Source organism: Bradyrhizobium sp. USDA 4503, assembly GCF_054055815.1.
Window position 1 is genome coordinate 8242863 of record NZ_JBSRXS010000001.1, and the last position, 13730, is coordinate 8256592.

10 protein-coding genes are annotated in these 13730 nt (G+C 58.3%); 3 read left to right on the forward strand and 7 right to left on the reverse strand.

The window, feature by feature from the left end; all coding sequences use genetic code 11:
• Positions 1 to 743: 743 nt before the first annotated feature.
• From ACVMIH_RS38895 to ACVMIH_RS38925, 7 genes are all read right to left on the reverse strand, one after another.
• Entirely contained in the window at positions 744 to 1868 is a 1125-nt protein-coding gene (locus ACVMIH_RS38895) for a M20 family metallopeptidase (protein ID WP_456865845.1), read from the reverse strand.
• 359 nt (positions 1869 to 2227) lie between these two features.
• On the reverse strand, positions 2228 to 2740 hold the full coding sequence (locus tag ACVMIH_RS38900) for a flavin reductase family protein (protein ID WP_456865847.1): 513 nt from the start codon (positions 2738 to 2740) through the stop codon (positions 2228 to 2230).
• A 218-nt stretch (positions 2741 to 2958) separates the two neighbouring features.
• The gene (locus tag ACVMIH_RS38905; RefSeq protein WP_050404901.1) at positions 2959 to 3144 is read right to left on the reverse strand and encodes a hypothetical protein; all 186 of its coding nucleotides are present in this window, start codon (positions 3142 to 3144) and stop codon (positions 2959 to 2961) included.
• 247 nt (positions 3145 to 3391) lie between these two features.
• Positions 3392 to 4405: an anthranilate phosphoribosyltransferase gene (gene trpD / locus ACVMIH_RS38910; protein ID WP_456865849.1), complete on the reverse strand. Its 1014-nt coding sequence runs from the start codon at positions 4403 to 4405 to the stop codon at positions 3392 to 3394.
• A 453-nt stretch (positions 4406 to 4858) separates the two neighbouring features.
• Positions 4859 to 6466, reverse strand: coding sequence for an acyl-CoA carboxylase subunit beta (locus ACVMIH_RS38915; protein ID WP_456865851.1), 1608 nt, complete (start codon positions 6464 to 6466; stop codon positions 4859 to 4861).
• A 1-nt stretch (position 6467) separates the two neighbouring features.
• Complete coding sequence (locus ACVMIH_RS38920; RefSeq protein ID WP_456865853.1) at positions 6468 to 6971, reverse strand: biotin/lipoyl-containing protein; 504 nt, start codon at positions 6969 to 6971, stop codon at positions 6468 to 6470.
• A gap of 1 nt (position 6972) precedes the next feature.
• Positions 6973 to 8442, reverse strand: a complete 1470-nt coding sequence (locus ACVMIH_RS38925) for an acetyl-CoA carboxylase biotin carboxylase subunit (RefSeq protein WP_456865855.1) — start codon at positions 8440 to 8442, stop codon at positions 6973 to 6975.
• 3077 nt (positions 8443 to 11519) lie between these two features.
• Here ACVMIH_RS38925 and ACVMIH_RS38930 point away from each other — a divergent pair.
• The 3 genes from ACVMIH_RS38930 to ACVMIH_RS38940 all read left to right on the forward strand — a co-directional run bounded on the left by ACVMIH_RS38930 (position 11520) and on the right by ACVMIH_RS38940 (position 13467).
• Positions 11520 to 11810, forward strand: coding sequence for a hypothetical protein (locus ACVMIH_RS38930; RefSeq protein ID WP_456827097.1), 291 nt, complete (start codon positions 11520 to 11522; stop codon positions 11808 to 11810).
• Between the two features lie 71 nt (positions 11811 to 11881).
• Complete coding sequence (locus ACVMIH_RS38935; protein ID WP_456865857.1) at positions 11882 to 12217, forward strand: DUF7694 domain-containing protein; 336 nt, start codon at positions 11882 to 11884, stop codon at positions 12215 to 12217.
• A 506-nt stretch (positions 12218 to 12723) separates the two neighbouring features.
• On the forward strand, positions 12724 to 13467 hold the full coding sequence (locus tag ACVMIH_RS38940) for a YopT-type cysteine protease domain-containing protein (RefSeq protein WP_456865859.1): 744 nt from the start codon (positions 12724 to 12726) through the stop codon (positions 13465 to 13467).
• Positions 13468 to 13730: the final 263 nt, after the last annotated feature.

Consider the following 13730-nt stretch of genomic DNA (forward strand, 5'->3'; position numbering starts at 1 on the left):
GTGACACTTGCAGCTGGGGCCCTTTGAAAACCTCTGGAGGCTCACGGCCTGTCGCACATCTGCGCGACGAGAATGCGCCGGCAGGCCGGCATGAGCGGAGCGAAGAGCCGGTTCGGCGGACTGCTTCTGGGGCTGTGTCCCGCCAGAAGAGGGGGGTGGGTTTAATATCGGGAAGAGGCCGAGCCCTGCAGTGGCGCTGCACCGAACCCTGCATTGATCTCGTCCGACGTCACCTGCGCGCTGCGGGCCCGGCTTGCAGCAGCCACAGTATTGCAGTTCTGCAATGCCCAACCATTTGCAACTAGCCGCGAGCCGTAAGGCTGCGGTCAAGACGCGCTGCGTCACTGTTTCGACCGAAAGGCCGTCAGGGATGAAGATCATGACCAACCAGTGCGGGGTTGTTCTGACCAGCTCAGACATTCGTCAATCCTTCCAGTCCCGGCGGCGGATGAAGATGCGTGCCAACCGTAAGATCGTACAACTTAACGTTACGTCCGATTCAAGCCCTTTCTGACAATCTCGCCGTGAACATGCCAAAAGGTATATCGGGACGGACCTCCGGGACGGGTGGAGAGCTTCTAGCGCGCGATCTGCGTCAGAAAGTTGCGCTCCCATGAGAATGGTTCTGCGGCTGGCAGGGCCCTTGTCGAAAAGGCTCGCACGTCCAGCGATCGAGTGCTCGCGACCAGGAGCCGATTGCGCGACACCCTCCGCTTAAGTTCGCTCGCCTACCGATGAGTGGATTATCGCAGTGTCTGATAAAGGCGATACAGCAGCCGCGCGCGAGGTTCGATCGATGAAATATAGAGTTGCTCATAATGCGTGTGCGCGCCCTTGCCGTCTACGCCGAGGCCATCGAGGGTTGCGGTGTGCGGCGCGGTGAAATTGGCGTCGGAGCCGCCGCCGCTGAACGCGTCGAGCAGCTCGAAACCGATCTCGGCGGCAAGTTGCCTGGCGTGTTCGTAGAGCGTAGCGCCGGCCTTGCTCTTCTCATAGGGAGGACGGTTCAAGCCGCCCGATACTTTCAGGCGAACGCCATCGGTGCGCGAGGTCATTCGGAGAATTCTCGGCACCAACTCGTCTGCATGAGCCATAGTCGGCACGCGCAGGTCGACTTCCGCATAGGCCTGTTCGGCGATTACGTTCGGTTTGGTGCCGCCGCGGACGACGCCAACGTTGACGGTGATGCCGCGCGAAAGATCGTTCATCGCCTCGAGCGTCTGGATCACATTGGCGAGCTCCCGAATCGCGCTACGGCCGTCCTCGCGGCGTTCGCCGGCGTGCGCCGGCGCGCCCTTGATAAACACATCGAAGCGGCCAACACCCTTCCGCCCGGTGACGATCTTGCCGCCGTCGCGCGCTGGTTCGGTTACCAGCACGTATTTGGCCTTGCGGCCCTCGGCCTCGATCAGCGCCCGCGAGGTCGGACTGCCGATCTCCTCATCCGACACGTAGAGGTGGGTGATGCCGAGCGGCGGGCGCGCGTCGTCGGCGCAGATCTGCCGAAATGCATGATAGGCCAGATAGGCGCCGCCCTTCATGTCGTAGGTACCCGGGCCGAACGCGCTGTCACCGTTGATCTTGAACGGTAGTCGTCTTATGAATCCCATCGGATGAACTGTGTCGAGATGGCTCAACACCAGAATGCCCGGCACGCCCTGTCCCCAGGACGAGCGCGTGACCAGGTGATCGCCGCAACCCTCACGTCCCGCAATGCGCTCGATGGTGGCCGGCAGGTCGCGATAGCCGGCCGCGACGACGTCAGCCAGCTTGTTGAGCTGATCCGGCCGTTCCGTCGGGGACTCGATCTCGACCCAGCGACGGATGCCATCGAGGATCGCGGAGGTTTCAAACGGGTAACTGGACATAGTTGTCTGATGCCCCTCGAATCTCGACTTTCATCACTCGCGCAAGGTCATGGTACGACCCACTTGCTCGCTTCTGGATCGAGCACGAAGATTGTGACGCAGTGTGCCTTTAAACCATGATCCTGCCGCGACACTGATGCTACGCGCCTGCCGAGGAGAACTGAGCTACCAAAGCTGGTAGTTTACGTCAGGGCTATGCCGGTCCAGCGTGCGGTAGGATGGTCTAATCAGTCGCGAGGTACGCGCGCTTTTCAACGCGAGGTGAGGCCGTAAGAACCAAAATCGTCCACGAGTTGTCCGGATGAATGTTCGATAAGGATCGCTCCAGTACCGGTCGTCCGGTCAACGCCTATTCCATTCTAGCGGCATTCTGCGCAGAACTTGGCAAGGGGCAAGGTTCGAAGCGCGCCCTGGAAGTTGATCAATGGATTGCCATGGCCAGCCCGAGCTGCGACAATTCGTCCGATAAAGATCCTATGTGTGCCAATGATCTTGTGGTCATACAAAACGCATTCGAGCGCGCAAAGTGCGTTCGACAATAGCGGCACGTCGACCACGCCCTGAGCCCAGGAAGCCGTTCCGAAGCGATCAACACCTTTCGCTCCCTCCTGACCGCCAAAGCGCAGGGCAAGGTCCTCCTGGTCACTGTGGAGAAGATTGATTGCAAAACTGCCGCTAGCGAGTATCGCGTCATGCGCTTCAGATTTGGCGTTGATGCCAACGAGCAAGCACGGCGGTTCCATGCAGATGGACGTCACAGAACTCACCGTCAGCCCACGTCGTCCGCCGGCCGTTCCGGTCGTCACGATGGCGACACCGCTTGCCAGATGTCGCATAGTCTGACGGAAATCTGCCGGCTGAATAGACGGCATGTTCCCAACCACGGGGGATGACCGGTGCGTCATGATCTGCCTCTAAAGTTATACCCCACTTCTGATGCTCCGTTTGCTTAGGCAGGCTCGTATTGATCTCGCGGCCGCAATTGGGCGCGCAGTCTCGGAAAACCGCGTGTCCAGAGGGCAATGATGAGACCGAACATGACATTGATGTCCTCGGCGCGCCGACCAGAGTGCCGCCCAGGTTAGCGCGCTCAATGTACGCGTAAGAGAACACGCTTTTTTGCATCGAGAAGATGCACATCGAGCGTCGCGTGCAGCGAACCCCGCAGCTCGGGTGGGATCGAGCAATCCGTATCGATCAATTCACGAAACTTTCGAATGATGTGTTCTATCATTGCGATGGATCCGAGTGCTTCCAACTTCTGTGATGACATCATCTGACTATCTCCTTTGGAACGCAGCGCATGCCGCGGGTCTGTATCTCGGCAACAGGGGCTGGTGCAGACTCTCGCCGATGAACAGGGATAGCTCTCGTACCGCGTCCTTAACGCGGATTGCTTTGAACGGCGCGCGCAGGCGGCACATGCTCATCGAAATCTCGAAGGAATAGGCGCACATTCGCAGCGGCTATTGCATAGCCGCTTGTCAGAATCGGCCTCCGTCGGGACCATCTTCCAGCCCCTGTTACGTGTTGGACACTGCAATCAAGCGTTTCAGTCGAACGGCTGCGCCGCCACCGTCAAGCGCATGTTGTGCAAGTGCGACGCCCTCCTGCAGCGTCTCGACGCGGCCGGCCACGATCAATGCCGCCGCCGCATTCAAAAGTGCAGTGTCGCGAAATCGACCTGGAACGCCGTCGAGCACGTTTTGCAAGGCGACGGCATTGGCCTTCGCTTCGCCGCTCTCCAGCGTCTCCTTGTCGCAACGGGCAAGCCCGGCTTGTTCCGGCGTCACTTCGAAGGTGCGCACTTTGCCGGCCTCAAGCGCGGCAACGAAGGTCGGCCCGGTGAGGGTAACCTCGCCCAGCCCGTTAGAGCCATGAACCACCCATGCCGATTCGGCGCCGAGGTTCTTCAGCACGTAAGCCAGAGGCTGAACCCATTCGCGAGCGAATATCCCAACGATCTGCCGCTTGACCCTGGTCGGATTGGACAGGGGCCCGATGAGGTTAAGGATGGTGTGGGTCCCAAGTGCGGTGCGGATCTGGCCGACGCGCTGCATCGCCGGATAATGGGCTGACGCAAATGAGAAGCCGATTCCGGCTTCGTGCACACAGCGCGCAACGGCCTCAGGCTTGAGGTCGACGTTGACACCGAGATGCGCCAATAGGTCCGCGGTGTCAGGACCCGAAGATGTATCGCTGTTGGCATGCCTGGCAACAGGAACGTCGGCTCCGGCGACGATAAATGAGGCGCACGTCATCACGTTGGCCGAATGCGCAACGGTATCGCTCGTACTAGCGATATTGATGGGATCGCATGCGACCTCGACCCGCGGCATTCTCTCGCGTACCGCGGAGACCGCACCGGTGACTTCTTCGATCGTTTCGCCCCTGACTCGCAAACCCATCAACAAGCCGCCGATCTGGGACGGAGTCGCATGACCCGACATCAGGGCGTCGAATGCTGACGCAGTTTCCTCGCGCGTCAGAGTGGCGCCGGTGGCAACTTTACCGATAATTGATTTCAGCGCTTCCATCGACTTTACACGTTCATTTGTCCGAATCTGAAGCGTCCCGCTTCAACGGAGGCTTTTGTTGAAGAAGACGTGGCACCGGCTGTCTTGATGAAGCTGTCCGGCCCATCGGCGGCACGGCCGAACGTCGACGTTTGAATGATCGGTTGGGTTGGGCACCCCATTTCGGCAAGGCTACAACCTGACGCTACGTGAGGGTCAAGCTCTCCATGTCGTGATGCCGTCAAGAGATTGCCGACCGATGAGAGCAGTGCGGTTGCTGCGCCAGCAAAGATGGCGAGGGTCTATTACCGCGCATGTGCCTTAGCGGCGGCTTCTTGATCACGATGATTCAGCCGAAGCGCCCGGAAACTTGGAAAATCGTGCGACTTGTCGGCACCGCTGTCCTGTTGGTTGAAGTCGCTTCTCACGTGCTTTGGGCGGAGCAGTGCTGATCTGCCTCTACAAACCACCCCGCTACAGTCGGAACACGCCGTACTGCGGCGCGTCGATCGGTGCGTGGAGTGAAGCACTCAACGCGATTGCAAGGGCGGTCCTGGTATCGACAGGATCAAGAATGCCATCGTCCCAGAGTTCGGACGTTGCATAATAGGCGCTTGATCGTTCGCGATATTCTTCAAGAACCGGTTCGCGAATGCCTGCCAGTTCCTGCTCAGAGAGGCGCCCTCCGGTGCGGGCCAATTGTCTCGCCTTGACGTGGGTGAGAACGCCGGCGGCCTGCTCGGCGCCCATCGCGGAAATCTGAGAGTTCGGCCAGCTGAACACAAATCGAGGATCAAACGCGCGTCCCGACATGGCGTAAGTTCCTGCGCCATGAGAGCTGTTGCAAATGATGGTAAACTTCGGGACAGACGCGCCGGACACAGCCATGATCAGCTTGGCGCCGTCCTTGGTGATCCCACGGCGCTCATATTCGCGGCCAACCATAAAGCCTGTGACGTTCTGCAAGAAGAGCAGGGGCGTCCGGTTTTGGTCGCAGATTTGGATGAAATGAGCACCCTTTAGCGCAGTCTCGCCGAATAGCACGCCATTATTGGCAACGATTCCGACTTGATATCCATAGAGCCGGGCAAAGCCGCACACGAGTGATGTCGCATAACGCGGCTGGTACTCATCAAATCGACTGCCATCGACCAGACGAGCGATGATCTCCCGCATGTCGAACTGCGCTCGGGTGTCCTTTGGAATAATACCGTAGAGTTCGGACGCATCATAAGCGGGCGGCTCGGGAGCGACGCGATCGATGCGGGTTTTCGTAGGTTGGTGGAAGCGCGCGACAACGTTGCGCGCAATCGCGATCGCGTGGATCTCGGAAGTTGCGAAATAGTCACTGGTGCCCGAGACGCTCGTATGCATGTGGACACCGCCAAGCTCTTCGGCGGAGACTTGTTCGCCAGTGGCAGCCTTCACGACCAGAGGGCCGCCAAGAAAAATGGCTCCCGTGCCTTCGACCATAATGTTGTATTCGCTGAGCGCCGGGACATAGGCCCCTGCCGCGGTGCAGTGGCCCATGACGATGGCGACCTGCGGTACGCCCATCTTCGAGAGTATCGACTGATTGCGCAGAATTCGACCCGCATGGTATCGATCAGCAAAGAACTCCGCCTGCAAAGGCAGAAAGCCGCCGGCGCAGTCGCATAGATGAACCACCGGCAAACGGTTTTCGATGGCTATGTCCAAGGCCCGCACGATCTTCTTGACCGAGAGTGGATACCATGCGCCGCTCTTCACGCTGGAATCGTCAGCGTGAATAATCACTTCTCGACCCGCAACGATGCCGATGCCGACCACCTGCGCGGCGCCCGGAACCTCTCCGTTGTAGGCCTTGTTGGCGGCCAGCGTGGAAAGCTCCAGGAAAGGAGTTTCCGGATCGAGCAAGGCTGCGATGCGGTTGCGAACAAACAGTTTATTCTGCCGACGCAGCCGCTCGAAGTCTTTCTCAGGTCTGTCGAACCGGGCCAAGCGTTGGCGCTCCTTCAATTCGGCAGCCAGTTGTCTGTTGTGGAGGTCATTGCGACGAAACTCCTGCGAATCGACATCCGCCGCAGAACCGATCCGCTGCATTTCAGAACCCTTCTTTAGACAGCGTTACGAGTACGGTGTCGTGCTCGAAGCTCTCGTTCTCCTTCACGTGAATCCGCTCGACGATGCCGTCCTGGGGTGATCGTATGATCGTTTCCAGCTTCATGCTTTCAATCATCATTAGCGCCGTCCCCGCCGAGACTGAGTCACCAGGCGAAACTGTGATCGCGACAACCATCCCGGGCATTGGCGCCCGGGCTATGAGCGGACAAGTCCCGCTATTCCCAGCAGCGTGGGTCCGTAGCGGATCGATGTAGCGCAAAGTACGCGTTCTGCCGCGGATATGGAGGTGAATGAGCTCCCCGTCGATCACGAACCTGACGGGTTCGCTCTGCCCGGCAATGGTCAGGATACCGCTGCTGTCGCTGCGCTGGGTGAATGCGACGGGGGCAATCACCTCGTCTCGCAAATGAAGGCGGTAGCCGTGCCGGCCGGCCGAAAGCCACAATGTATGATCTACGCCGTCAACCTCGAACGAGTGATACACTTCAGTTTCTCCAATTGCCGATCGCTGAATGAAGCTCTGGCACGGCATCTGCCGAGTCGCGGACCGGCCTCGTCAGGAGAGCGGCGGATGCGAGGAACGCAGACATTCCGGCAGCAAAATTGCCCGCTGCGAGATGCGGGTTTTGTTCAAGGTATCCGACATGGAAGTGACCGCCGAGAAATGCCTCGTCGGAAACGATTCGGGCGAGCAAGCTCGCATTGGTCTCGCACCCCAGTAAAACCAATTCGCGAACTGCACGATGGGCTTTCAGAGCAGATTCCATGCGGTTTGGTGAATGCACGATGATCTTGGCGAGCATCGGATCGAACGCCGGCGTGATGTGCTGGCCTTGCATGATGCCGCTGTCGATCCGTACGTCATTGGGATACTCGAGAAGAAGTACTTTTCCGGTGGTCGGAGCGTATCCGCGTTCAGGAGCCTCCGCGTACAGCCGGAGCTCGATTGCATGGCCGTTCGAAACGATATCGGACTGGGAGAATGCAAGTTTGCGGCCCGCTGCCGCATAGATCTGTTCCGCCACCAGATCGAGGCCAGTAATCATCTCGGTGACCGGATGCTCGACCTGAAGTCGTGTATTCATTTCGAGGAAGTAGAAATTGTCTCCGCTGAAGATGAATTCGACCGTTCCTGCATTCCGGTAGTTCGCTGCACGAGCGATGCGAACCGCCGTATCGCAAATTCGAGCCCGCAATTCTTGAGATAGCGCAGGCGAGGGCGTTTCCTCGATAATCTTCTGGAACCGGCGCTGCACGGAACACTCGCGCTCGAACAGATGCACGAGGTTTCCAAAGCAATCGCCGAGCACCTGTACTTCAATGTGTCGCGGATATTCGAGATATCGTTCGGCATAGAGTCGGGCATCTCCAAAGTAACGGCCCGCCTCACTGCGCGCCTGCTCGATGGCTGCCTCCAAGGTATTAAGGTCGCGTACAATCCGCATGCCCTTACCGCCGCCACCAGCCGATGGCTTCACGAGCAGAGGAGCTCCCATGGCCTGCGCTCTGGAGGCAAATGTCGCCGGATCATCTTCTTCGATGACGCAGGGGGCGACCGGAAAGCCGTTGGACTGAACGAAATTGCGTGCGCGGATCTTGTCCCCCATCAGTTCGATAGTGTCAGGAAGAGGGCCGATGAACGCAATGCCGGCGTCTGTCACGGCTCTGGCGAACTCCGCATTTTCGGAAAGCAGCCCATAACCGGGATGCAGCGCGCCGGCGCGCGCCTGGCCGGCGGCCGCGATAATCTGCCCAGTATCGAGATAACTTGCGATCGGCGTGCTGCCGCTGATCTGAATGGCCAGGTCGGCCATGGAGACGGCGGGTGTTCTCGCGTCTATTTCGTGGTAGGCAATTGCAGAACGCAGTCCAAGTTTACGTAACGTTTTGACGATGCGGGCGGCTATCTCGCCCCTGTTGGCGATGAGTACGGTATCGAAGGGCAATTGTTGCATTTGCCTATCCAAATAAGGATGAAGGGACCAAACCGTCGTGAGTGGCAGGGCTCGTCGCCTCCAGCCGACGTCGCGTGAACGTCCTGCGTGCTAGGTGGGCTATCTCGGAACGTGAGGCGGGCGAACAGGCCACCCGATCCTCTACTTCGAGTTGCCGCCGTTCTTGCTCGTATCTCGCGAGGAGATCACGTAACGGCATTGCTGGCTGAGGCTGGCGTGCTTGGATCTGAGGCAAGCAAGGATAGCGACGTGGCTCGGTATGTGATTGCTGCAAAGGCGGAACACGTCCTCCATACACGCTTGTCTCTCCTCGGGAGTCGGAGCTTGATCTCGCGCGTTTACCTGCCACGGGATTACAGTAGTCACTGCGGCAGCTAGAGCGATGGCGCGGCAGGATTTGAGGAGCGAAGCCAAACCGGCACCTTGGTCTTGAGTCATGTCATTCCTTAAGGTTGGTAGGTCTGCGATGTCTTGAGCGAAGCGCAAAATGGTCTGTCCGTCGGCAATAGACGTGTAGCGCCAGGTGCAATGCCTGCGAGTTCCGTTTTACCGACTCTAGTATGCCTGGATGTCCTGAAGTATTCGGCGTGGCACGTCTTGAGGTATTTGAGCACAGCCCACCTCACGGCCGATAGTTGCCGCCACGGCCGGCGCGATGCGGGATCGAACAAGACCTGCGGCCTGGTGCCAGGCTTATCGAGGCAGAGAGATGAGCAAAAGCCAGGTGCGCTCAAGCCATAGCTGATGACGCAATTGATCCTGCGTAACGAACCCTGATGAGACGCCTCCAGGTCATGTTTAGTGTAGTCGGCCTGCCCTCCACACTAACGTGGAGACGGCGATCGGGATGAGAGCGCCTTCTGTAGAAATATCGAAGGGCGCGATCTCTTCCGCTGCTGGCCGAGGTAGCCTCGGATAACGTGTGAACAGGCACGTATCTGCGGAAGCGTGTGATCCCGAGCGACTCTCGCCAGCTGAGTTTAGATGTTTGACACATTCGCTATTCTCATTGCCTGCAGGAAGCGTCTGGATTGTCGGAGGCGGTCCCGACCTGTCCAGGATCGTACAATCTGACGCTGCGTGCGATTCAAGTCCCTTCTTGGATCAAATCGACCGAGATCCTCTTACGGTGGCAAATGGCGCTTTGGTGGCCGCCAGCCCTTAGGTGATTATACGGAGCGCCGGTGTCGCATTTCTTTGATGTCCAAATTGCATGCTCACGGCATGAATCCGAAAAGTAAACTCTACCAGCCCGACCACTGGCGAAGCCGCGCGGAAGCAACGCGAAAAAAGGCGGAAGGACTCGCTTATGGTAAACCCAGAGACAGGCTTCTTAACGTTGCGATCGAGTACGATAAGCTGGCTCGGCGTGCCCAAGAGTGGCAGACGCGCCGAAGTGAGGACGAAACATGGTCAGAGCGAGAGCTGTAGGGCTTTGCCGGGCCTCGATAAGCCGCGCCTCAGCTGGACGGCCGCAGCGCCGATCGCGGAGCAAATGTCACTCGGCAATCGGCACATCCAAGCAAGTAGCGCTGGATTTGGCGTTTTGGTCCACGATAGGCCTTGCGGCTTCGAGGCACATTGAGTGGCCTCGAAGCTGGTTCGGCATGGTATGCTGGAGGCGTCTTGCTGCCTCAGTTGCGAATTCATATCCTGCTAGCCGCGCCGGGGCACAAAGCTGACCTGTGAAAGAAGTGTCCGCTTCCAACTGACGGTGGGGATATTCCTGGCCTACAGTCGGATCGCCGAGGTCGGGAGGTGCGCGCGCGTGCCATCCGACGTAGCTTTACTTGTGATTTGTCAGTTCCGCGAGCTTCTTTGGCTCATAAGAAGACCGCTGCGACGATCCAGTAAATGCTGGCCCAGAGCAGCGCACCCAGGAGGAGCGCGGCCAGCGGCCATAGATTCCATCGCCGTTGCGCCTGCAAACAACGGCAATCGGCGTCGTAAGGCCTGACAGTCGGGTCCTTTGGTGCGCGCCAGTGAGTCATTGACCACGTGCCGCACTGGTCCGCGGGGAACGGGTGGTCTCCGGATGCATCGTATCGTTCATAAGCTCGCAGTCTTCCTTCATGGCTCGGGTTATCGGATTCTTGTTTGCGGTGCGACCTGTACCCAGGTGATGGTGTTCTCATGCAGTGGGCGGTTAGACGAGGTGCTACCAAAGCTGAGGGACGCCGGGCAGTGCATCGCTCAGAACTAAAGGATAGCCAGATGAGTGACGTCTGGACTCACTGCAGCAATCAGCATGCCACGAGCGGACTAGTGCCGGCGCAGCCTTGATGCGAAGCAAGCCACCCGCTCGGTTTGGCGACACGAGCTCGCTGCACTTGGTCGGAGTTGCGACCTTGCTGTCCGGAAGGCGACATCCGCATCGAAAGGCAAGAGCTCGCTAGCGACATTTGGCAAACAGGGGTTGGGAGTTGCATTGTAGGGACGCGGCAAAGGAGCCGCCAACGGCAGCGCGATTGCAGTCCCTCAAGATAGACTAATCAGCTTCTCTGACCATTAGCTTACGAGACCTCATCAACCCATGGATGTTATCGGTGTAGAGACACGTTATGCCTAACCATCGCGGCGTGAGGCTAGCCCGTTTCGATTTTTCTCCCGGACGAATCAATCACGGTCACATAGATGACGCATTGGCCCTGTTTCAGACTCGGCGAGCAGAAAGCGGCGAATGACCGCAGGACAGTTGGTGAGGCAGCAATCGCCCTTGCCAAGCATTGAGCGAGGATAGGCGAATTACGCTGTGGTATTGCGAGCGATGATGGAATGTAGATGTCAGGCCATTTCGGAGTGCATGCCAAGCATGGCGATCCGGCGGCGATGAGGTGGTGGCCCTCGACGCCCCCGTAGGATCAAGCACATCTCCGCGAGACCTCAACGCGGCGCACACAACGAAACATTGTGCGTCAACCGCGAAAGCTCAAGGCCACATCATGTGCTGAAGCGCGCGTTGTTCGGCGGTGTACCCTGCAGTCAATGAGCAAGGCGCTCCGCATGGGCCTCGTGCTGTGATCGAGATGTCGGGTCGTCATGCCCGTCAAGCCTCCCAGAGAGGCAATTCTCAACCTATGCGCCGGGTCATTATCGAGCGGATCTTGCACGGTTTGCATTCGGGCAATCAAGACCCCGCAAGAATTCGCAAGCGTCCCGGGCAGGGCGTCAGCGTCCAAAAAAGAGGAGAACAAGTGATGGACATCTGCGGCTTTCTCAGCAGATGGTTCGCTGAAGAATGGTATTGGAGCGCCGTCCCAAATAGGACGGAACACGCGCCAAGTCGCGAGTTGAAAAACAACAACGTCATCTACATCGACTTCAAGGCGGTCCACGAGGCAAAGGAGGAAACGTGCGGGCGCAAATAATAGAGAAGCTGGAGGCCGGTCGCGTACAATATGGCCAGTTTGCCAGCCTTCCAGGATCAGGTCCTTGTGGCATGTTCGTTGTACAGGGGCCTTGCGGCTGTGAACTGAGGATCAGCGGATTAATCCGTCCTGGCTGGGAGCATGTCGCTGTCTCAACGCCGCGACGTTGTCCGAATTGGGAAGAGATGTGCTTCGTCAAAGACCTGTTCTGGGATGAAGAGGAATGCGTGATGCAACTGCATCCCCCACATTCGCAATATGTAAATAACAGTCGGTATTGCCTGCATCTGTGGAGGCCAACTCATCAGGACATCCCAATGCCGCCACCGGGCTTTGTAGGCGTCGTTGGGCTCGGCCCATCGGAGGCGGCAATGTGGTTTGCGCGCATGAGTGCGACCGCATTATGAGGTAGGCTAAGGATTGTCCGCGTGGCAGATGAAAAGCAGTGGTTCGGCGCTGCTGTCAGCCCACACCGCAACAGAAGGTGTCGGCTCTTCCGTTTGCCTAACGTCGCGGGCTTGCCAGCCCAGCGAAAGCAGGAGGTGATGATAACGCACGGGCCCGGCGAGTCCCGTGCTGGCGAATTGACGGAACGACAGCGTCAGAAGCGGACCATCGCCGCGTCAAATCTGCGTGGAGAGCCGCGCCAAACTCGAGCTCGGCATAAAATTGCATCCTCCGACGATTGTGCCCGACCACTCCGTATCATCGAAGTCGTCGACCTGGGCGCCGGCATTTCGGCCGGGATTGGGTGAGCAGAAAAGGTGGCCATCCGAGAGACGCCATGCGGCGACTTCTCCAACCTGTTCTTGCTCGTCAGCTCGTCGTCAGCTTGCCGCAATATTGATTCGCAGGTAGGGCTCGCCAGCGTCACTCGGTCCAGGCAAGCATACGCTAGAGGCACGCGAAAGCCATGTTCAATCCGGTAAGTGGCCAAGCCACGCGCGCCGATCAAGCTGATGAACTGAATCAGTCGGCGGGCAACAGCAACTTCGAGCAAGCGCTTACGGATCTCGCGCAGGAGGAGAGCCAGCCTCCCGAAGCGCTGTCGGATAAAATGGGGCTCTGCTGCAGCAGACCGGAGCCGAGCCAGCCTTTATTCCAGTACAGAACTGCCGAATTGCCTGGCGCCAATGTCGATGGCATTTGCGTCGGCTTGGCCGCGGAGTGGCTCCTCAATCTCGCCAGCAGCCCTTCGTCCCGAATGAGCGCGCTGATGCCGGGCGCTCAAAACCATGCCTCGGCGGCAGTGCGGCAGCAACGGTATGAAGATCTCAAGGCGTTGTTGCGAAGTGACAGGGTGGGCGATTCTAACAACCTTCAGGCAAAAACCGCAATGTTGCGTGAGGCGGGATTAGAGCCTGCGAACAATCAGACTCGATATGAGCTTGGAACGTCCTCCGGAATTGCCCGGATAGTGAATAAAATCACCCACGATCCATCGGTCTATCTGATCAGCCTGCGTTTTAAACCGCGTGGCGCGCATACAATTGCGACCTCGACATCGAATGGAATGACGACCCTGTTTGATCCAAATTATGGAGAATTTACCGTTCGGTCAAACCAGATGGGCGAGTTGTTCAAAAGCCTTGGCGACCGTTACAGTGACGTGAACGGGCTTGATATATTCATGGTCGTCACGCAAAGAATGACGTGAGCATATCGAGGTTTCGGAGGTCCAGTCCGATGTCCTGGCGCGAATTCCTTGCCTGACAATGGCGATCGAGATCGGAAGCCGCATTGGTTTGAGGTGCGCCACCGAAGCCATCGAAGGTCGAATTTGCTGCTCTCGACCGCACAAATTCGTCCCGGTGGTGCCCCGAAGGTGTCGCAGCTTGGCGGAGACCGGACAGTTCTGCGGGGAAAGTGCTGTACGTTAGCGAGATTGCCTTGCTTACTTGGAAGAGACCGACAGCTCAC

Bases quoted from the DNA above. Each gene is read 5' to 3' on its own strand.
- ACVMIH_RS38940 (WP_456865859.1), top strand. From the start codon at position 12,724: ATGTTCAATCCGGTAAGTGGCCAAGCCACGCGCGCCGATCAAGCTGAT.
- trpD (WP_456865849.1), bottom strand. From the start codon at position 4,405: ATGGAAGCGCTGAAATCAATTATCGGTAAAGTTGCCACCGGCGCCACT.
- ACVMIH_RS38900 (WP_456865847.1), bottom strand. From the start codon at position 2,740: ATGCCGTCTATTCAGCCGGCAGATTTCCGTCAGACTATGCGACATCTG.
- ACVMIH_RS38935 (WP_456865857.1), top strand. From the start codon at position 11,882: ATGTTCGTTGTACAGGGGCCTTGCGGCTGTGAACTGAGGATCAGCGGA.
- ACVMIH_RS38925 (WP_456865855.1), bottom strand. From the start codon at position 8,442: ATGCAACAATTGCCCTTCGATACCGTACTCATCGCCAACAGGGGCGAG.
- ACVMIH_RS38905 (WP_050404901.1), bottom strand. From the start codon at position 3,144: ATGATGTCATCACAGAAGTTGGAAGCACTCGGATCCATCGCAATGATA.
- ACVMIH_RS38895 (WP_456865845.1), bottom strand. From the start codon at position 1,868: ATGTCCAGTTACCCGTTTGAAACCTCCGCGATCCTCGATGGCATCCGT.
- ACVMIH_RS38915 (WP_456865851.1), bottom strand. From the start codon at position 6,466: ATGCAGCGGATCGGTTCTGCGGCGGATGTCGATTCGCAGGAGTTTCGT.
- ACVMIH_RS38930 (WP_456827097.1), top strand. From the start codon at position 11,520: ATGCGCCGGGTCATTATCGAGCGGATCTTGCACGGTTTGCATTCGGGC.